Genomic DNA, 20,558 nt, shown 5'->3' on the forward strand with positions numbered 1-20,558 from the left:
ATACCTAGGGTTCTCCCCAAATTGCGCTTTGCGCACCCTGGGAAAACGAGCGGAAGCCGGACTGCCGAACCGAGGGTGGTTTGGGCGCAGGGCTTCGCATCGAACTCCAAAGTGGATTCTCCTCACCGCTTGAGGCCTCGAGCGAGAGGGCATCCGAAATTTTCCGCGTTGCGACGCGGGGCCTGTCGCCTGTTCCACGGGTGATGGGAACCCAGCTAACGCCATACAAGAAGCCCGTCGCTGGGCACGAACAGGAGACAGCACATGACGACAAGAACCCCTTTTGCTGCGCGGCAGCATCGCTGGCCCGTAACGCCCATCGCCACGGCGGTGGGCGCTGCCTTGCTGGCTTTGAGTGGCGCTCAAGCGCAAACCGCACCGGCAGACAAGCCGAGCGAGAAGAAGGCCGACGCGAGCCAAATGGAGACGGTTGTCGTGACCGGCTTCCGCAGTTCAATCGAGAAGAGCCTCGATCAAAAGCGCAACGCCAACGCCATCATTGACGTGGTGACCGCCGAAGACGTGGGCAAGTTCCCCGACAAGAACGTGGCCGATGCACTGCAGCGCGTGCCGGGCGTGATCGTCGAGCGCAGCGGCGGCGAGGGCAAGAATGTCAGCGTTCGCGGCCTTTCGTCGGAGCTGACTCTGACGCAATTGAACGGCAACTACATTGCCACGGCCGAGTCCAATGGCGATCCGACGCGCTCCTTCAACTACATGCTGATGCCGTCGAATATGCTGTCCAGCGCCGAGTTGTTCAAGACGCCGGAAGCGCGCATCGACGAGGGCGGCGTGGGCGGTACCGTGATCCTGCACACGCGCCGTCCGCTGGACGTGAAGGCCAATTCCGGCTTCGTCAATGCCGAGGGCACCTGGGCCGACACCAGCAACAAAACCGACGGTCAGTTCGCCGGCCAATATGCCTGGCACGACGAGGCCAAGCGATTCGGCGTGCTGGTGGGCTACACGCAGCAGAAGCGCACCACCCGCACCATGGGTGCGAGCACCGAGAATTGGCAGTGGTACGCGGACGACTACAAGGCGCACCCAGCCACCGACGTCAACGGCAGCCCTTCCGGCATGAACTCGCGCTGGTGGGGGCAGTCGGGCTTTTACGACCAGGGCGGCAAGTACTACAGCAATTTCATGATGCCGACCTCGGTCAACTTGAACGTCAAGACCGAGGAGCGCGAGCGCAAGGGCGGGCAGCTGACGCTGCAGTTCAAGCCGGTCGACAAGCTGACGCTGACGGGCAATTATTTCCGCTTTGACCTCTCGCAGAACTCGCAGACCAACACGCTGAAGGTGCCGGAATGGAATCTGGCCCGTTATGACGGCGATGGCAACTGGCCTCGCGGACGTCTGCTCGACCAGCTAACGTTTGATAAGAGCGGCACCTTGGTCACCGGCGCGAAGTACAGCGCCCATCCCGGCAAGACCTACTACTGCAACGAAGCCCAGGCCAAGGCCGGTGGTCAGCAGCCGGGCGGCTGGGGTCCTGACGATTGCACGGTGCCTACGCCGCAAATCACCGGCAGCTACAACCGCGAAAAGGCCTTGTCGCAGACCGCCGACTTCGAGGCCGAATGGAAGGGTGACTCGCTGGAGGCCGTCTTCAAGGGCGGGCGCACCTGGGCCAAGGGCGGCCCGGAGATGCAGTTCGGCATGCCGATCAAGCCGCGCATGCAGGACCAGAGCGGCAACTGGGTGCTTGGCAACACCGCCAGCGCCTGGAGCCTGGCTGGCACGCCGACCATGACTTTCGCGCCGGAGCTGATGGCGAATCTGCAGAAGGGCATTGGCGAGATCGACTTGGGGTCGACCAGCTCATCGTGGACACGCAACAGCACCGAGCAGAACTACGCCCAGGCCGATTTCACCTGGAATACCGACCTCGGCTTGCTGGACTCGCTGCAGTTCGGCCTGAAGTACCGTGACGGCGGCACCCACCGCAACACCGGCAACAACTACTGGGTCTGCAAGGGTGCCGACCCCGCCGACTACAACAAGCGCTACCAAGCCGGTTGCGATTCGGCGGCCAACAAGTTCCAGCCGCAGTTCCTGTACGGTGACTCGCTGGGCAATCTGGCAGGTGGTATCAGCGCCAGCGCCTTCCCGGCGATCAACTATCCGGCCTATATCTCTTACCTGAACCAGACTTACGGCGCCATGCAGACGCGTAACGAGGACAACTTCGTCTACAACGTCGACGAGAAGATCTACTCCGGCTACCTGCAGGCCAATGTCAAGGTGGAGCGCCTGCGCGGTAATGTCGGTCTGCGCCTGGTGCGCACCAAGCAGCACGCCGATTCGACCGACCAGGTCACCAATTACAAGGACTACTTCCATAACGGAGCAGACGGAAAACCGGCGCCTTGCCTGGCAGGCGGCAAGCCGGCTCTCGGGGCGCCCGCCGGATCGGGTTGCGTCAGCGGCTTCACCAAGCTGCCGGACAGCCTGTCGCGCACCGAGTCCTTCGAGGTCAGCTCGCTCGACCGCACCTACAACGATGTGCTGCCGAGCGTGAACCTGGCCTATGACCTGAGCAAGGACCTGGTGCTGCGTGCGGCCGCGTCCAAGGTGATTTCGCGGCCCAGCTATGGCGACATCGCCGCGCCGGGCGGACTGCAGTACTACAGCCAGGAGTACGTGAATGACCGGCGCTTGATCGGCGGCGGCGACCAGCAGGGCTGGTTTGGTGGCGGCAGCAACAAGGAACTGGAGCCCTACAAGGCCACGCAGTTCGACTTGGGGCTGGAGTGGTACCTGCGTCGTGGCTCGGTGCTGGGCGCCAATCTGTTCCGCAAGAACGTCAGCAACTTCACCGTGCCGGTGAACCAGAACGTGGACCTGAACGTGGGCGGCCAGGCCGTGACGGTGCAGAACTACTCGACCAGCGCCGGTGGCCGTAACGGGGTCTCGCAAGGTGTGGAATTGTTTGCCCAGCACACCTTGGACTTCGGCCTCGGCTTCCAGCTCAACTACACCTACAACAAGACCAACCAGGCGGCCATCACGCTGCAAAACGGCAAGACCATCGGCTCCTCGCCGCTGGTCGGCAGTGCGAAGAACCAGGCCAACGTGACGGTGTTCTACGAGACCGACAGCTATCTGGCCCGAGTGTCCTACAACCGCCGTGGCGAAGTGGTGGGCGGCCTGGTCAACGGCTTGAACGTCTATCAAGAGCCCTATAGCCAGATTGACCTGAACGCGGCCTACAACGTCAACAAGGAACTGAGCTTGACCGCTTCGGTGCTGAACCTGACCAAGGAAGAGTCGCGCTCCCACCTGGGCAACGACACCAAGGATCGCTTCTACTCGAATGGCTATGCCGGTCGTATCGTGTATGCGGGCTTGAACTACAAGTTCTGATCTTTCTTGTTCCTCGACCCTCGCAGCAACCAATGCATGGGGGTTTTTGTCGGCTTTGCCCTTCTGGGCAAAGCCGACCTTTTCTTAATTCAAACGATTGATCACCAGCGATGAGCGACACAGACAGCAAGCGAATTCGGCGCGTGGTCGTCGTCGGTGGCGGCAGTGCCGGCTGGATGGCGGCGGCGGCGCTGAGCACCTATCTTGGCAAGCAGGCCTCGGTGCGCCTGATCGAGTCCGAGGAAATCGGCATCGTCGGCGTCGGCGAGGCCAGCGTGCCGCATATCCGGATGTTCAACCAAATGCTCGGCATTGATGAAGCCGAGTTCGTCAAGCGGACGCAGGGCACCGTCAAGCTCGGCATCCATTTTCAGGATTGGTCGCGCATCGGCGACAGCTATATCCACGGCTTCGGCGTCATCGGGCGCTCGCTCGGGCCGCTGCCTTTTCATCAGTTCTGGCTGAAGCTGCGGCAGTCCGGCCGCGCGGCCCCATTGGGGGACTATTCGCTACAGACGGTGATGGCGCCCTTGTCCAAGTTCATTCCAGGCGACAGCGGCGCAGCAGCGAATTCGCCCTTGGCCGACATTGCCTATGCCTACCATTTCGACGCCAGCCTGTACGCACGCTTCCTGCGGGAGCTGGCGGAGCGCCGAGGCGTGCGGCGCACCGAAGGCAGAGTCGTCGCTGTGACGCAGCGCGCCGCAGACGGCTTTGTCGAATCCTTGCGACTGGCCAATGGTGAAGTCATCGAAGGCGATTTGTTCATCGATTGCTCGGGCTTTCGGGGCCTGCTGATCGAGCAGACGCTGAAAACCGGCTATGTCGATTGGTCGCATTGGCTGCCCTGCGACCGAGCGCTGGCGGTTCCTTGTGAAAGCGTGGCGCCCATCAATCCCTACACGCGCTCCACCGCACGCGCGGCGGGCTGGCAATGGCGCATTCCGCTGCAGCATCGCACCGGTAACGGCTATGTGTATTCGAGCCAGTACATCGGCGACGACGAAGCCGCCGCGACGCTGATGGCAAATCTGGACGGCAAGGCGTTGGCCGAGCCTCGCTGCTTGAGCTTCACCACCGGCATGCGCAAGCAGGGCTGGAACAAGAATGTGGTCGCCCTGGGGCTGGCCAGTGGCTTTCTGGAGCCGCTGGAGTCGACCAGCATCTATCTGGTCCAGTCGGGTATCGGCCGGCTGCTGAGCCTGTTCCCCGATGCCGATTTCAATCCCTTGCTGGCCGAGCGTTTCAACCGCGAAACTGCCTTCGAATATGAGCGGATCCGAGATTTTTTGATCCTGCACTATCACGCGACCGAACGCGAGGACTCGCCGTTCTGGAACTACTGCCGCACCATGTCCATCCCGGACAGTCTGCGCGAGACGATGGAGCTGTTCCGCTGTGATGGCCGCTACCTCCGCAACGGTGAAGACTTCTTCGCGTTGCCGAGTTGGGTGCAGGTGATGCTGGGCCAAGGCATCGTGCCGCAAAGCTACCACCCTATCGTGGACAACATGCCGGAGGACAGATTACTCGAATTCGTCGAGGGCACGCGCAGCACGCTGGCGAATGCAGTTATGGCAATGCCGGCGCACCAGGATTGGATAGACAAGCATTGGAAGGCGCCCAAGCCATGAGCGCGAGAATGTTTGTCGGGCTCGTCCTGGCTGCGTTCGCAGCGTCGGCAATGGCTGCGCTGCCGGGCGAGTTTTTGATCGATAAGGGCTGGAGCTTTCGCCTGCTGCCCGGCAGTGCCGCAGCCGCCGCGCACCCGCAAGCGACAACTTGGCATGCGGCCAAGGTGCCTGGCACGGTGCATACCGATCTGTTTGCGGCCAAGCTGATTCCCGACCCCTATGTCGGCGCGCCCGAAGCCAGCCAGCAATGGATAGGCTTGGCCGATTGGGAGTACCGCACGCGCTTCGATGTGCCGCGCGCGGCGCTGGATCAGGCCCGCAGCGAGCTGCGGTTCGAAGGCCTAGACACCTTCGCCGAAGTCACTCTCAATGGCGCCCCGCTGCTGGCAGCGAACAATGCCTTCCGCAGCTGGCGTGTGCCGGTGCAGGGCCAGTTGCGCGCCACCGGCAACGAGTTGCGGATTGTGTTGCGCTCACCCATCACCAAGCTGCTGTCGCAGGTGCAGGCGATGCCGCTGAAACTGGCCGGCAACTACCCCTCGCCCTATGGCGACGAGCCGCCGGACGCGATGACCGGCAATTTCGTGCGCAAGCCCGGCTACCACTACGGTTGGGACTGGGGCCCGCGTTATGTCACTGCCGGCATCTGGAAGCCGGTCGTGTTGCAGAGTTGGGATGCGCTGCGAATCGCCGACTTGCAGTTGCGCCAGGACCATGTCGACGCAGCGCGCGCCGAGCTCCTTGCGCTGGCGTCGGTCGAGGCGGTTCGGGATGCTTCGTTCGAACTGCGCCTGTGGCAGACCGCGCCGGACGGCCGGCGTTCGCTGGCGGCGCAGCGTCGCGCCGAGCTGCATGCCGGAGACAACCGAATCGAGCTGCCGCTGCATATTGATCGTCCTGAGCGCTGGTTTCCGAACGGCTACGGCGCACAACCGCTGTATCGCTACGAGCTTGAAGTCAGCGATGGCAAGACGACCATCGCCAAGGCCGGTACAAGGACTGGCCTGCGCAGCATCGAGTTGCGTCGCGAGCCCGACGACAAGGGTCGCAGCTTCCATTTCGTCGTCAACGGCATCCCGGTCTTTGCCAAGGGCGCAAACACCATTCCCTTCGATATGTTCCAGCCGCGGGTCAGCAAAGCGCAATTGCGGCGCGTGCTGCAGTCGGCGCGCGATGCCAATATGAATATGCTGCGCAGTTGGGGCGGCGGCTATTACGAGAGCGCCGATTTCTTCGACCTAGCCGATGAGTTTGGCCTGCTGGTCTGGCAAGACTTCATGTTCGGCGGCGGCATGCAGCCGGCTTACGACGAGGCCTTCCGTGCCAACGTGCTCGCCGAGGCGCGCGAGCAAGTGCGGCGCCTGCGCAATCACCCCAGCCTGGGACTTTGGTGTGGCAATAACGAGGAAGAAGTGGCCTGGAAATATTGGGGTCCGGGCCAGGCGATGAAGGCCGCCGATCCGGCCTTTGCCGACAAGGTCTGGCAGGGCTATGTGCAGATGTTCGGCGTCGAGCTGCGCCGGCTCGTGGCGGAAGAGGGCGGCGGCATCGCCTACTGGGCCAGCTCGCCCGGTGACGATCTGGCCGAGCTCGCCAACACCCCCGCCAGCGGCGATATGCATTACTGGGAGGTGTGGGGCAACCCGGCCCATCCGGTGACGAAGTATCTGGAAATCACGCCGCGCTTCATGTCCGAATATGGCCTGCAGGCTTGGCCGGTGCAGCGCACGGTGGACGCCTTCGCCAAGCGCCGCGAGCAGAGCATGGCCAGCCCGGTGATAGAGGCGCATCAGAAATTCCTCGCCGGCAAGGGTAATGAGCGACTGCTGAAATACATCAATGATGAGTTCGGGCAGCCCAAGGATTTCGCCGACTTTGTCTACCTGAGCCAGGTCATGCAGGCCGAGGGTATTCAGCTGGCCGCGCTGCATCACCGTGCCAGTCGGCCGTTCACGATGGGCTCCTTGTACTGGCAGTTCAATGATGTGTGGCCGGGCGCGTCCTGGTCCAGCATCGACTGGTTCGGGCGCTGGAAGGCGCTGCAATTCCATGCACGGCGCTTCTATGCGCCGGTCGCGGTCGCCGCCACGCGGGGCGCCGCCGGCCAGACCCAGCTCAGTCTGCTCAACGACCGCACGCAGGCGCTGCGCGGCGAGCTGCGCCTGCGGGTGATGGCGCTCGACGGCAAGCTGCTGCGCGAGGAGCGCCGGCCGGTTGAACTCGCACCGCTGTCGGCATTGAGCCTGGCCGATTACGCCGATGCCGACTTGATCGGGCAAGCCGATCCGGCGACTACCGTCGCGGTGTTCGACTTGCGGGTGGACGGCGAACCGGCGTCGCGCGGCGTGGTCTATTTCAAGACCGCGAAAGAGATGCTCTGGCCCGATCCGGGCTTGCATGCGCAGCTGCGCCGCGATGGCCAGGGCTACATGCTCGAGCTCCATGCGGCAGGGCTCGCCCGCGCTCTGTGGGTCGATTTCGGGGACATCGATGCCGAGCTGTCCGACAACGCCCTGACCCTGCTACCGGGCGAGCATGTCAGCCTGCGGCTGGCGTCCAAGGCCAGCCTCGCAATGTTGCGCAAGTCCCTGCGCCTGCGCTCGATCAATAGCCAAATTCGATGAAGTTCTTCAAGCCCCCGTATCGCTCCGCCGTCTGCTGCATCGGCCTCCTGTTCTTGCTGGCCAGCTTGCCTGCTGCAGCCGCGCTGCGCAGCGTCGGCGCTGTCGTGCAGGCGATCAAGTCCAACGAGGGCTATGACCTGCGCCTGAGCAGCGGTGCGCTTGCGCGCATCAGCTTCGTTACGCCCGACGTCGTGCGGGTGCGCATCAGCCCCAAGGCGCGTTTCGAGGCCGATAACTCTTATGCAATGGCGCAGGCGCCATCGCGGGCCAAGGCCGTAATGGCGACGCTCAACGGCGCCACGCTGGAGTTGCGCTCCGCAAGCGGCACGCGCGTGGTGATCCGCAAGACCCCCGAGCTGGTGATCCAAATCTTTGATGCTGCCGGCCGACTCGTCAGCGCCGACGACCCGGCGCGCCCCACCACCTTCGATGTCGAGGAGGGCTCCTTCGAGACCGCCAAGCTGCGCGACGACTACGAGCTTTACTACGGCTTCGGTGAGAAAGCCTTGCCGCTGTCGCGCCATCAGCAGCAACTGGTGATGTGGAACTCGGATGTGCCCGACTACGCGCCCGGCCACGACCCGTCCTACCAGGCCATCCCCTTCTTCATCGCGCTGCACGAGGGGCGCGGCCACGGCCTGTTCTTCAACAACAGCTGGCGCAGCTGGTTCGACATGGGCAAGACCGATCCGCAGCGCTACCGCTTCGGTTCCGCTGGCGGCGAGTTGGACTATTTTGTGTTCACCGGCGGGCCCGAGCGCAGCCCGGCGCGCGTGCTGAGTGACTACACGGCACTTACTGGCCGGGGAGCCTTGCCGCCGCTCTGGGCGCTGGGCTACCAGCAGTCGCGCTGGTCGTACAAGACGCAGGACGAGGTGCTGGGCGTCGCCCGTGAATTCCGCCAGCGCCGCATCCCGGCCGATGTGCTTTACCTCGACATCGACCACATGGATGGCTTCCGCGTCTTCACCTGGAACCCGCAAACCTTCCCGCAGCCGGGCGAGCTATTGATCACGCTGCACCAACAGGGTTTTCGTGCCGTCACCATCGTGGATCCTGGCATAAAGAAGGACGAGGGCTATGCCATCTATCGCAGTGGCCGCGCGGCGGGCGTCTATATGCGCAATGCCGACGGGAGTGAGCTGAATGCCAAAGTTTGGCCAGGCGTCTGCGCCTTCCCTGACTTCACGTCGGCCGCCGCCCGCGACTGGTTTGGCCGCCTTTATGAGGCGCCGCTGGATCTGGGGGTCGATGGCTTCTGGAACGATATGAACGAGCCCGGCGTGTTCGCCCCCGACGGCTTTGCCAAGCCCGAGATCAGCCTCGGCCCGCAGAAGAGCTTTGCGCTCGACGCCCAGCACGCCGGCGATGGCCGCCCAGGTAGCCATGCCCGCTATCACAATGTCTACGGCATGCAGATGGCTCGCGCCAGCTTCGAGGGGCTGCGCCGGCTGCGCCCCCAGAAACGCCCGATGCTGCTGACGCGCGCCGGCTTTGCAGGCGTGCAACGCTACGCCGCCGTCTGGACCGGCGACAACTCGGCGACCTGGACGCACCTGGCCCTGACCATCCCGATGTTGACCAATCTGTCGGTGTCGGGCGTGCCCTTCGTTGGCGCCGATGTTGGCGGCTTCATGGGCAGCCCGAGCGCCGAGCTGTACACGCGTTGGCTGCAAGCCGCTGCTCTAACGCCTTACCTACGTACCCACTCCAGTGATGTCTCGGCACCGCGCGAGCCCTGGGCCTTCGGCCCCGAGCATGAGCGCATCAACCGCCAGATCATCGAGTTGCGCTACCGGCTGCTGCCCTACCTCTACAGCCTGTTCGAAGCGAGCGAGCGCACCGGTCTGCCGCCCATGCGCCCGCTCTGGTTCGCCTACCCCGGCGACACGCAGGCCAGCCTCGTCGACGATCAATTCCTGCTGGGCGCCGACCTGTTGGTGGCGCCGGTGCTGCACGAAGGCCGCAGCGAGCGGCTCGTCTACTTCCCCAAGGGCGATGCCTGGCTGGATTGGGACAGCGGCCAACGCCATGAAGGCGGCAGCTTCGCCACCATCCCCGCGCCGCTGGAGCGGCTGCCGCTGTTCGTCCGCGTGGGGGCGACCGTGCCCACACAGGCGCCGGTGCAGCACACCGGCGAGATGCTGCAGTCAGCGCTGACGCTCAATGTCGCCTGGGGCGCTGCCGGCAGCAGCGATATGTTCCAGGACGCGGGCGAGGGCTACGGCTATCGCCAGGGCGCCTCGCGCACGCTACGCATGATGCAAGACGCTCAGGGACTGCGGCTGGACATTCCACCTAACGCGGGCTTCCAGCGCGTTGCGGCGGTCGAGTTCCTCGGCCTTGAATCGGCACCGGCGCGCAGGCTGCGCGTCGCGCTGCCGGATGAGGGGGTCAAGCAGGTCCGGCCGGCGCTTGGTCAGCAGCGTCCGGCGAGCCTCGTCCCTGCAGGAGTTTCACCATGATGACAAAAACGTTTTTCGCCGTCGCAATGATCAGCCTCTGCGCTGTTACGGCGCCGTCCCTGGCTCTGGCCGAGCCCACCGAGGGTTGGAAACTGCGTTTCCAGCGCACTTACAACGGCAAGCCGGTCGAGGGTGAGGATGCCGTTTTGCTGTTTGCCGCCAAGTCCGAGGCGCTGATCAGCTCGGAGGCGGTTCACGGCGGCAAGGCCGCGTTTCCCTTCGAGCAGACGCTGATCAAGCCGGGCATTAGCGAACTGCTTCAAGTCGCACGGCTGAACGGCGAGGAGACGATTGCCGCGCTGGACCGCGAGTCGCTGGCCAAGCAGTTGTTCGAGCTCAGCGAGGGCGAGACCAAAACCATCCTCGGCTACCGCTGCAAAAAAGCCAAGACCATGGTCAACTCCAACACCATCGAGCTTTGGTACACGAACGAGCTGCCCGCTGCGGGCGCGCCCACCGTGCTGGGCCATCAGCTAGGCCTGGTGCTGGAGTTGGTGCGCAATGGCAATTTTGTGATCCGCGCCACCCAGATCGAACCCTTCAAGGGTCTGGATCTCCAAGCCCTGGCGCAGGGCGGCGGCAAGCTGGCCGAAGCGCAAGAAGCAGCCGCTGTCCAGCTGCTCGACGGCCTCAGCTACAAAGACCGTCTCTGGAAAAGCCGCTTCATCACCATCCCGGTCTTCCAGGACCAGATCGTCAACTTCTCCGCGCAGGACAGCGAGCCTCGCGAGGGCGTGACCCGTTATGCCAACGGCACTGTCGCGCTGAAGACGGTGCAGCTGCCCGAGGTCCAGTCCGGCAGCCAGGTCTTTGTCGATCTGCTGGCCCGCTCCAACGGCGATGCCTACGACCGCACCGGTTCGGTGTTCGTGATTCCGCTGGGGTCAAAGAGCGATAAGAAACGCAGCTTTCTCGACGGCCTGCAGCAAGGCGTTTCAGCCTTGCCGGCCTACCAGAATGGCAATGGCAAGACCTACCGCGGCGTGGTCGCCAGCGAGGATTACGCACCGCTGATCGAGCTGATGCGCTTCTTCACGCCCTTTGGCGTCAAGCATTACAACCACCTCCAACTCAAGGGCAAGACCTGGCACGAGGCCGTGCCCTACCGCATGGACATCACCGATCTGGCCGTTCGCCTCTCGGGGCAGAAGGTGGCTGTGGGCGTCTTTATCGGCAACTACGACCAGGGCGGCCACAAGCTCGACATGAACATCACCGTCCATCCCAATGATTCGGCGGCGGCGATGTTCTCCAAGCCACAGGAGAACGCCAAGGAGAGAAGTGGTTCGCGGCAGCTGCTGATGCCCTTGTTCAACACCACCAATGTGATGGAGATGGCGAATCAGGACTACGCCACCATGTTCGATGTGGCCAAGGGCCTGGAAGTGAAGTTCAGCCTGGACCGCCCGCTCAAGAACGCCCGCCTGCGCTACATCACGACCGGCCATGGTGGCTGGGCCAATGGCGATGAATTTCTGCCCAAGAAAAACACCATCGTGCTGGACGGCAAACCGGTCTTTTCCTTCGTGCCCTGGCGGCAGGACTGTGGTGCTTTCCGCCTGTTCAACCCGGCTTCAGGCAATTTCAACGACGGGCTTTCTTCCTCCGATCTGAGTCGTTCCAATTGGTGCCCGGGGACCGCTACAAATCCGATCTACATTGATTTGGGCGATTTGAAGGCGGGGCGACATCGCATAGCGGTCAGGATTGCGCAGGGTGCGAAGGAGGGTGAGAGCTTCAGTGCCTGGAATGTTTCGGGCCTCTTGCAAGGCGACTGAAGCGCGGTCTCGGGGGCGAGACCATAGCTTACGTTTGTTTACTAAACGGCGCTAAAAATGGCCCAATTTGATGACTTTTATTGACGCCTTAAAAGGTGAAAGATATAAACATCACCTAGAAGAACTCGGAAATTTCTGGCCTCGATCAATGCCTGTAAACGCAGGATAAAACGTTTAATAAACCGACTACCGGAGAATCATGATGCACCTAATTTCGCCGCTTGGCCCGCTGCAAGGCCGGCCAATCCGCCCGGGGAAGCGGGCGTGAGCCAGGTCACCATCCGCGATATCGCGGAGGCCACTGGCCTGTCGATAGGTACGGTGTCGCGTGCGCTGAAGAATCAGGCCGGCATGACCGAGGTGACGCGCAACAAGGTGCGCGAGGCGGCTGCGCGGCTGGGCTACGACGTCTCGCAACTGAAGAAGGGGCGCATCCGGCGCATCGCCTTCTTGCTGCATAGCCAGCACAACACGCTGGCCTCCAGCCCCTTCTTCTCCCCGGTGCTGCATGGCGCCGAAGAGGCCTGCCGGCGCGAGGGCATTGCGCTGTCCTTCATCGTCGTCGGTCCCACGGAGCCGGTGCTGGAGCAGGTCCGGGTGCACCAGCCCGACGCGATTCTTTGCGCCGGATTTTTCGAACCGGAGGTGCTCAGCACGCTGATGCTGACGGGCAAGCCGATGGTGCTGGTGGATATGCACCGGCGCGGTTTTTCGTCGATCAATCCGGACAATGCGTTGGGCGGTTTCCTCGCCACGCGCCATCTGCTGCGCAGCGGTAAACGCCGCATCGCAATGTTGTCCGGCTCGCCGGCGCATTACAGCATCCAGCAGCGCAACCGCGGTTTTCGCCGTGCGCTGTTCGAGGCCAGGGTCCATGCCGACCCCGATCTCGAACTCATCATCCCGACCATGGGTGAGGGCGACGAAGGGGTTGTCCTCGCCATGCGCAGCCTGCTCGACAGCCCCAAGCCGCCCGACGCCGTGTTTTGCTACAACGACAGCACCGCCTTGGTGGCCATGAAAACCTGCCTGAGCGAGGGTTTGAAGATCCCCTACGACATCATGATCGTCGGCTTCGACGATATCAGCAGCGCCGCCGTCGCCGTCCCGCCGCTGAGCACGGTGCGCGTGGACAAGGAGGCGCTGGGCGCCGCCGGCGTCGAGCTGTTGCTGCGCATCAGGCCCGATGAGCCCCCCACCGAGATGACCCTCCCGGTCGAAATGATCGTGCGCGAAAGCAGTTGCGACGAATAGGCCGGCCAACGGCGCGCACATAACCCACTACTTCACCATGTCAAATTTCCCCGACTTTCGCTCTCGGGCGGTGCTGCTCGCCCACGCGCAGCACAGCATGAGCTTTTACCACCCGCGCTGCATCGATCCGCGCGGCGGCATGTACCACTACTTCAAGGACGACGGCAGCGTCTACGACGCGCAGCATCGGCATCTGGTCAGCAGCACGCGCTTCGTGTTCACCTATGCGATGGCTTACCGGACTTTCAATGACCCGAGCTATCTGGACGGCCTCAAGCATGCGCTGCGCTTCCTGCGGGAGACCCACCGCGACCCGGTTCATGGCGGCTACAGCTGGCTGCTGATCCGGCGTGGTGATCAAGCCGGCGGCGGGTGCGAAATCGTTGACGGCACGCAGCATGCCTACGGCCAAGCCTTCGTGCTGCTGGCCTATGCGCATGCGCTGATGGCCGGTCTTGAAGAGGCCCGCCCATGGATCGCCGAGACTTTCGAGCTGATGGAGCAAAGCTTCTGGGATGCTCAGGCCGGCCTCTATGCCGACGAGGCCAGCCAGGACTGGCGCGTGCGCTCGAGCTACCGTGGGCAAAATGCCAATATGCATGCCTGCGAGGCGCTGCTGGCGGCGCACCAGGCCACCGGCGAGGCGCGCTATCTGGAGCGCGCCTACACCCTGGCTTTCAACATCACCCAGCGCCAGGCCGAGCGCTGCGGCGGCCTGATCTGGGAGCATTACGACACTGACTGGCAGCCGGACTGGCAATTCAACATCAATGACCCGGCCAACCTGTTCCGCCCCTGGGGCTACCAGCCCGGCCATTTCACCGAATGGGCCAAGTTGCTGCTGCAACTGGACGCACGCGCTGGCCTTCTCGGCAAGGACTTGAGCTGGGCGCTGCCGACGGCCGAGCGGCTGTTCCGGGTCGCGGTGGAAAAAGGCTGGGACGGCGAGCATGGCGGCCTGTGCTATTCGATCGCACCCGACCTTACTGTCTGCGATGCGGACAAATATTTCTGGGTGCAGGCCGAGAGCACGGCCGCCGCGGCCATGCTTGCGCAGCGCACCGGCGATGCCTTTTACTGGGATTGGTACCAGCGCCTGTGGGAATACAGTTGGGCCCATTTTGTCGACCACGAGCAGGGCGCCTGGTACCGCATCCTGGATGGGCAAAACCGCAAGCTCAGCGACGAGAAGAGCCCCGCCGGCAAGGTCGACTATCACACCATGGGTGCCTGCTACGACATCGTGGCCGTGCTGGATGGAGACGAGCGCCATGGATGACGCGCCGCTGATGCTGTGCGCCGGCGAGGCGCTGACCGACCTGATTCATCAAGGCCAGGAACAATGGGTCGCCAGGGTCGGCGGCTCGGTCTGGAACGTCGCGCGCGCGCTGGCCGCTTTGGGCGAGCGCACCGCCTTCGCCGGAGCGATCAGCCGCGACCGCTTCGGCGACGAGCTCTGGGCCGCCAGCGAAGCCGTCGGCTTGGACCTGCGCCTGCTGCAGCGCATCGACCGTTCGCCGCTGCTGGCGATCGTCGAGCAGGGCGAGCCGCCGCGCTATTTCTTCGTCGGTGACGACAGCGCCGACCTGCACTTCGACGAGCAGGCTCTGCCCGACGGTTGGGCGGGCGCGCTGCGCTGGGCCCATTTTGGCGGCATTAGCCTGGCGCGCGAGCCACTTGCCTCGCGTTTGGTGGCCATGGCCGAGCGCCTGAAGGCCCAAGGCGTTGCCATCAGCTATGACCCCAATTACCGCAACTTGATGGACGAGCGCTACACGCCGACACTCCATCGCATGGCGGCGCTGGCCGATCTGATCAAGGTGTCCGACGACGACCTGCGCGGCCTCTTCCCCGGCCTCGAACCGGAGGCGGCGCTTGGCCGCTTGCGCGCGCTCAACCCGCAGGCCCTGTGCCTGCTGACCTGCGGCGGGCAGGGTGCCAGCTTGTTCAGCGGCGAGCAGCGTTGCGATGCGCGTGCGCCGGTGGTGGACGTGGTGGATACGGTCGGCGCCGGCGACGCCAGCGCGGCCGGCCTGCTCTACAGCCTCAGCCGCCACCCCGATCGCCCACTGCAAGCCCACCTCCACGCGGCCTTGGCCGCCGGATCCGCAGCCTGCATGGAGTCGGGTGCCACCCCACCTCGACCTTTGGCCATGGGCCAGTTGTTCAATCTCCTTCAAGAAGAGGTTTCATCATGACGCAGTATTTCCCATCCTTGCGCCCAGCGCTGGTCTTGCCCGCCCGTCGTATCCTGAGCGGCCTGTGTGTGGCCTTGCTGACTGCGCTGCCACTGCAGGCCCAGGCAGCGCCCATGCCGGCCTTCAAGCCCGTGAGCGAGGCCGAGTCTGCTCAGCTGGCGCAGCGCGTGAAAGAAGAAGCCCGCCACGCCTGGCACGGCTACAAGCAATATGCCTGGGGCTATGACGCACTCAAGCCGCTGAGCAAGAGCGGCCATAACTGGTACAAGAGCTCTTTGCTGATGACGCCGGTCGACGCGCTGAGCACCCTGCTTGTGATGGGTCTGAAGGAAGAGTCCGCCGAAGCCCGCGAGCTGATTGCCAGCCAGCTGTCCTTCGACCAGGACATGCCGGTGCAGAACTTCGAGATCACCATTCGCCTGCTCGGCGGCCTGATCTCGGCCTACCAGCTCAGCGGCGATGCCCGCCTGCTGGCCAAGGCGGAAGACCTGGGAAGGCGCCTGTTGCCGGTGTTCGATTCGCCAACCGGGCTGCCCTACACCCATGTCAATCTCCGTACTGGCAAAGTGAGCGGCACCGTCAGCAACCCGGCCGAGACCGGCACCCTGTTGCTTGAGTTCGGCATGCTGAGCCGGCTGACCGGCCAGCCGGTCTACTTCGAGAAGGCCAAGCGCGCGCTGGTGGAAACCTACCGCCGAGCTTCGCCGGATGGGGTGGTGGGCTCGGCCATCAATGTCGAGTCCGGCAAATGGGAGCGCACCGACGCACACATCGGCGGCGGCATCGATTCCTACTACGAGTACCTGTACAAATGCTGGCGCCTGTTCGGCGACAGCGAATGCAAGGCCATGTGGGACCACAGCATCGTCGGCGTTAACAAGGTGCTGGGCGAGGACACCAAGACCGGCTTTTGGTATGGCCATGCCGACATGAACACCGGCCGCCGCACTAAGACGCAATACGGCGCACTCGACGCCTTCATGCCGGCCCTGCTGGCCCTGGGCGGAGACATGAAGCGCGCTCGCAAGCTGCAGGAGTCCAATCTGCGCATGTGGCGCCTGCACGGCATCGAGCCCGAATCGATGGACTACCGGACCATGAAGGTGCTGTCCCCCGAGTACGCGCTGCGACCCGAAATCGTCGAGTCGGCCTATTACCTGCACCAGCTCACCGGCGACACCCGCTACCGCGCCATGGGCCGTGAGTTCTTCGAGGATTTCGTGCGCCACTGCCGCACCGAGGCGGGCTATGCGGCGCTGAAGGATGTGCGGACCAAGACGCATGAGGACTCGATGGAGAGCTTCCTGTTCGCCGAGACCTTCAAGTACTTCTACCTGCTGTTCTCACCCAAGTCGGCGCTGGACTTTGATGCCGTGACCTTCAACACCGAAGCCCATCCGCTGCGCTTGCCGGCGCCGGCGCCGGCCCGCTGAGCGCGGCAAGGAGACACCCGTCATGCCCAAACACTCCCTTCACCCTTGCCGGGTCGGGCTGCTGAGCCTGCTCGCAGCACTCACGCTGCCTGTTCAGGCCGCAGCCGCAGCCGCTGCGCTGCCGGTCAACACCTTCATCGGCACGCAGGACGACGGCAACACCTTCCCCGGTGCGTCGGCGCCGTTCGGCATGATTCAGGTCAGCCCGACCGGCGAGCATTACGCCGGTTGGCGCTACAACGACACCCGCATCCGTGGCTTCGGCCACTCCTACTTGTCGGGCGCCGGCTGCTGGGAGCAGGGCGGGCAGCTGTCGGTGTTGCCGGTCACCGGACGCATCGGCCCCGGTGGTGATTTCGACACCGCCAAGGTCGGCAGCTTCGATCACAAGCGCTATGCCGCCGAGTTCACGCATGAAGGCGAGGTCGGCCAAGCGGGTTACTACAAGGTCAAGCTGAGCAGCTATGGCGGCATCACGGCGGAAGCCACCGCGCTGACCCGCGCGGCGGCCGAGCGCTACACCTTCGCCGCGAGCACGCCGACCGGTCATCTGCTGCTCAACCTCGGCCAGGCCAACGAGAAGCACTCGGTGGTCGGCAGCGAGCTGCGCGTGCTGGATGAGCGCAGCGTCGAAGGCAAGATCACCACCAAGAGCTTCTGCGGCGGCGCCCAGTACACGACCTGGTTCCGCATGGTCTTCGACCGGCCCTTTGTCGCCCACGGTATTTGGGACGGCGCCGGCGCTTGGCCGGGCGCCCGAGGCCCAAGCCACCAGGGCGAGGCGCGCCCGCATGGCGCCTGGCTGAGCTTTGATCTGAAGGACGGCCAAGCGGTGACGGCCGTCAGCGCGATCTCGCATGTCGATGCCGAGGGCGCGCGCGTCAATCTGCGCGCCGACGGTGTGGCCGCCGGCGGCTTGCCGCTGAGTTTCGACGCTATGCGCACGCGGGCCCAGGCCGACTGGCAGCGCGAGCTGAGCAGCGTGCGCATCGAGGGCGGCAGCACCGACGATCGCACCGTGTTCTACACCGCGCTTTATCACTCGCTGCTGCAGCCGCTGACCGGCAGCGACGCCGATGGCCGCTACCGCGGCTATGACGATGCGGTACACAGCGCCAAAGGCTGGACCTATTACGAGTTCTTCTCGCTGTGGGATACCTACCGCACGCAGAACCAGCTGCTGGCGCTGCTGCGGCCAGAGCGTGCGCGCGACATCGCCAACTCGGTGCTGAAAATCCGCGAGCAGGGCGGCTGGCTGCCACGCTGGGGCTATGCCAATTTTGAGACCAACATCATGACCGGCGACCCGGTCACGCCCTTCTTGGTTGACTTGTGGCGCTTCGGTGCGCTCAAGGGTCGTGAGCAAGAAGCCTACGCAGCGCTGCGCGAGAACGCCTTCGGGGTGCCGCCGCACCGCATCCGTGCGCAAGGCCGGGCCGGCAACCCCAGCTATCTGAGCCATGGCTATGTCCAGTACGACCGCGGCTTTTTTTCCAAGGGCATGGACGTCGACCCGCATCATGGCGCGTCGTCCACACTGGAGTATTCGCTCGCCGACGGTTCGCTGGCCTTGATGGCCAAGGCCCTAGGCCACAGCAAGGACGCCCAAGTGCTGGCCCAGCGCGGCCTGAACTGGCGCCGTGTCTGGGACGACAGCGTGCTCGACGCGGCCACTGGCCAGCGCGGCTTCCCGCGCCCGCGCCGCCCGGACGGCAGCTGGTTCAGCGAGCTCAATGGCGGCTATGACCCGCGCTCCGAGCGCGGCTTCCATGAGGGCACCGCCTGGCAGTACCAATGGCTGGTGCCGCAAGACATCCCCGGCCTCGTCTCGGCCATGGGCGGACAGCCCCTGGCCGCCCAACGCCTGGACTTGTTCTTCGACTACGAGGCCTTGCTGGCCGACCCGGCGGCGGCGGTGCGCAAGTCCTGGGTGGTGGGCCCGTACAGCTATTACAGCCAGTTCCGCTACAACCCGAATAACGAGCCCGACCTGCATGCACCGTGGGTCTATACCCTGATCGGCCAACCCTGGAAGACCACGACGGTGCTGCGCGCGGCGGAGACGCTGTTCGGCAACGCGCCCAACGGCGTCACCGGTAACGACGATCTCGGCACGATGTCGGCCTGGTATTTGTTCAGTGCGCTGGGCTTGTACCCCGACATGCCGGGCAGCGGGCGCTTCTTGTTGCACGCGCCGCGCTTCGCGGTCGCCGAAATCGACCTCGGCACAGGCCGCACGCTGCGCATCGAGGCGCCCGAGGCCAAGCCCGGCGAGCCCCGTTTCGTGAAGTCGGTGAGCTTGGGCGGCCGCAGCCTCAACAAGGTGTGGCTGGATTGGGAACAGTTGCAGTCTGCCGGCAGCTTGGCGTTTAAGCTCTCGGCGCAGCCGGATATCCAGGGTTGGGGCACGCGTGCCCGCGATCTGCCCCATCCACCCGGCGGGATGACACCTTGACGGGCTGTATGGCCGACCCCGCAAACAATTAGACCTAGATCAGGAGACAAACATCATGGCAAACATGGCACCCAGCACCGCAAGCAGCGCGGCAAGAAACGCGGCGTCCGCCGCACTCCAGCAGGAAGGCGGCGCTGCCCAGAGCAACACCAGCCCGCTCGTCATCGTCACGATTCTTTTCTTCATGTGGGGCTTGATCACCTCGTTGAACGATGTGCTGATCCCGCATCTGAAGGCGATCTACACGCTGAGCTATGTGCAGGCGATGTTGGTGCAGTTCTGTTTCTTCGGCGCCTACTTCATCGTGTCGCTGCCGGCCGGCGCGCTGATCCGACGCATTGGCTACCAAAAAGGGGCGGTGGCCGGCTTGCTGATCGCGGCCGTCGGCTGCGCGCTGTTTTATCCCGCTTCGTCCAGCGGTTATGGCTTGTTCCTGTTCGCGTTCTTCGTGCTGGCCTCGGGGATCACCGTGCTGCAGGTGGCGGCCAACCCTTATGTGACGGTGCTTGGGGCCGCGCGCACGGCATCCAGCCGCTTGACGCTGACCCAGGCCTTCAACTCCCTGGGCACCACCATCGGCCCGGCCGTTGGCGGCCTGTTGATCCTGTCGGCCGTGGGTGCGACGGCCGATGTCGCAAGCGTGCGCGTCCCTTACCTGGGGCTGGCCGGTGCCTTGGCGCTGCTGGCCCTGTTGTTCTGGGCCGCCAAGCTGCCGCAGATCGCCGACAGCGACGATGTGGCGGTGGCCGGAGAGGGCCATGGTTCGGCCTGGGCGCATAAGCACCTGGTGCTGGGTGCCATCGGCATCTTCCTGTACGTCGGCGCGGAAGTCAGCATCGGCAGCTTCCTGGTCAACTTCCTCGGCGAGTCGCAGATTGCCGGCTTGGCACACGCCGACGCTGCGCGTTATGTCAGCATTTACTGGGGCGGCGCGATGGTGGGCCGCTTCATCGGCTTTGTGGTGATGCGCGCGGTCAGTCCGGGCAAGACGCTGGCCTTCAACTCGCTGGCGGCAATAGCGTTGGTGCTGGCGGCCGTGTTTGGTCAGGGCAGCGTCGCGATGTGGGCCATCCTGGCTGTGGGCCTGTGCAACTCCATCATGTTCCCGACCATCTTCAGCATGGCGCTGCATGGCCTGGGCAAGTACACGGGGCAGGGCTCGGGCATCCTGTGCATGGCCATCGTCGGCGGGGCCTTGGTGCCCTTTGCGCAAGGTGCGCTGGCCGATTCTTTGGGGGTGCAACTGTCCTTCCTGCTGCCGGCTGCCTGCTATACCTTCATCTTCTATTTCGGCGCCAAATACGCATCGATGTACGCGGCGCGTTAGGCCAAGCGGCCCGATATT

11 protein-coding genes are annotated in these 20,558 nt (G+C 64.2%); all 11 read left to right on the forward strand.

All coding sequences use genetic code 11. The annotated features are described in order from the left end of the window. Positions 1–264 precede the first annotated feature (264 nt). The 11 genes from LNV07_RS20525 to LNV07_RS20575 all read left to right on the forward strand — a co-directional run bounded on the left by LNV07_RS20525 (position 265) and on the right by LNV07_RS20575 (position 20,540). Positions 265–3,372 (forward strand): TonB-dependent receptor, encoded by a 3,108-nt coding sequence (locus tag LNV07_RS20525; protein WP_263573047.1) that lies wholly within the window; start codon positions 265–267, stop codon positions 3,370–3,372. 110 nt (positions 3,373–3,482) lie between these two features. Further along, positions 3,483–5,006 carry a tryptophan halogenase family protein gene (locus LNV07_RS20530; protein WP_263573048.1) on the forward strand — a complete coding sequence of 508 codons (1,524 nt, stop codon included), beginning with the start codon at positions 3,483–3,485 and terminating at the stop codon, positions 5,004–5,006. After that, entirely contained in the window at positions 5,003–7,630 is a 2,628-nt protein-coding gene (locus LNV07_RS20535; protein WP_263573049.1) for a beta-mannosidase, read from the forward strand. Before LNV07_RS20530 ends, LNV07_RS20535 begins: the two co-directional genes overlap by 4 nt. After that, on the forward strand, positions 7,627–10,095 hold the full coding sequence (locus LNV07_RS20540) for a glycoside hydrolase family 31 protein (RefSeq protein ID WP_263573050.1): 2,469 nt from the start codon (positions 7,627–7,629) through the stop codon (positions 10,093–10,095). The genes LNV07_RS20535 and LNV07_RS20540 overlap by 4 nt, the downstream gene beginning before the upstream one ends. Further along, the gene (locus tag LNV07_RS20545; RefSeq protein ID WP_263573051.1) at positions 10,092–11,873 is read left to right on the forward strand and encodes a PNGase F N-terminal domain-containing protein; all 1,782 of its coding nucleotides are present in this window, start codon (positions 10,092–10,094) and stop codon (positions 11,871–11,873) included. Before LNV07_RS20540 ends, LNV07_RS20545 begins: the two co-directional genes overlap by 4 nt. Before the next feature lie 264 nt (positions 11,874–12,137). Further along, a complete protein-coding gene (locus LNV07_RS20550) occupies positions 12,138–13,127 on the forward strand; it encodes a LacI family DNA-binding transcriptional regulator (protein WP_263573052.1) in 990 nt (329 codons plus the stop codon). 37 nt (positions 13,128–13,164) lie between these two features. Further along, a complete protein-coding gene (locus LNV07_RS20555; protein WP_263573053.1) occupies positions 13,165–14,406 on the forward strand; it encodes an AGE family epimerase/isomerase in 1,242 nt (413 codons plus the stop codon). Continuing rightward, positions 14,399–15,325: a carbohydrate kinase family protein gene (locus LNV07_RS20560; RefSeq protein WP_263573054.1), complete on the forward strand. Its 927-nt coding sequence runs from the start codon at positions 14,399–14,401 to the stop codon at positions 15,323–15,325. Before LNV07_RS20555 ends, LNV07_RS20560 begins: the two co-directional genes overlap by 8 nt. After that, positions 15,322–16,758 carry a glycoside hydrolase family 47 protein gene (locus tag LNV07_RS20565; RefSeq protein WP_263573055.1) on the forward strand — a complete coding sequence of 479 codons (1,437 nt, stop codon included), beginning with the start codon at positions 15,322–15,324 and terminating at the stop codon, positions 16,756–16,758. The genes LNV07_RS20560 and LNV07_RS20565 overlap by 4 nt, the downstream gene beginning before the upstream one ends. Before the next feature lie 22 nt (positions 16,759–16,780). Beyond that, entirely contained in the window at positions 16,781–19,213 is a 2,433-nt protein-coding gene (locus LNV07_RS20570) for a GH92 family glycosyl hydrolase (RefSeq protein WP_263573056.1), read from the forward strand. A gap of 55 nt (positions 19,214–19,268) precedes the next feature. Then, the gene (locus LNV07_RS20575) at positions 19,269–20,540 is read left to right on the forward strand and encodes a sugar MFS transporter (protein ID WP_263573057.1); all 1,272 of its coding nucleotides are present in this window, start codon (positions 19,269–19,271) and stop codon (positions 20,538–20,540) included. The last annotated feature ends 18 nt before the right edge of the window (positions 20,541–20,558 follow it).

Source organism: Roseateles oligotrophus (assembly GCF_025717515.1).
GTDB lineage: Bacteria > Pseudomonadota > Gammaproteobacteria > Burkholderiales > Burkholderiaceae_C > Paucibacter_A > Paucibacter_A oligotrophus.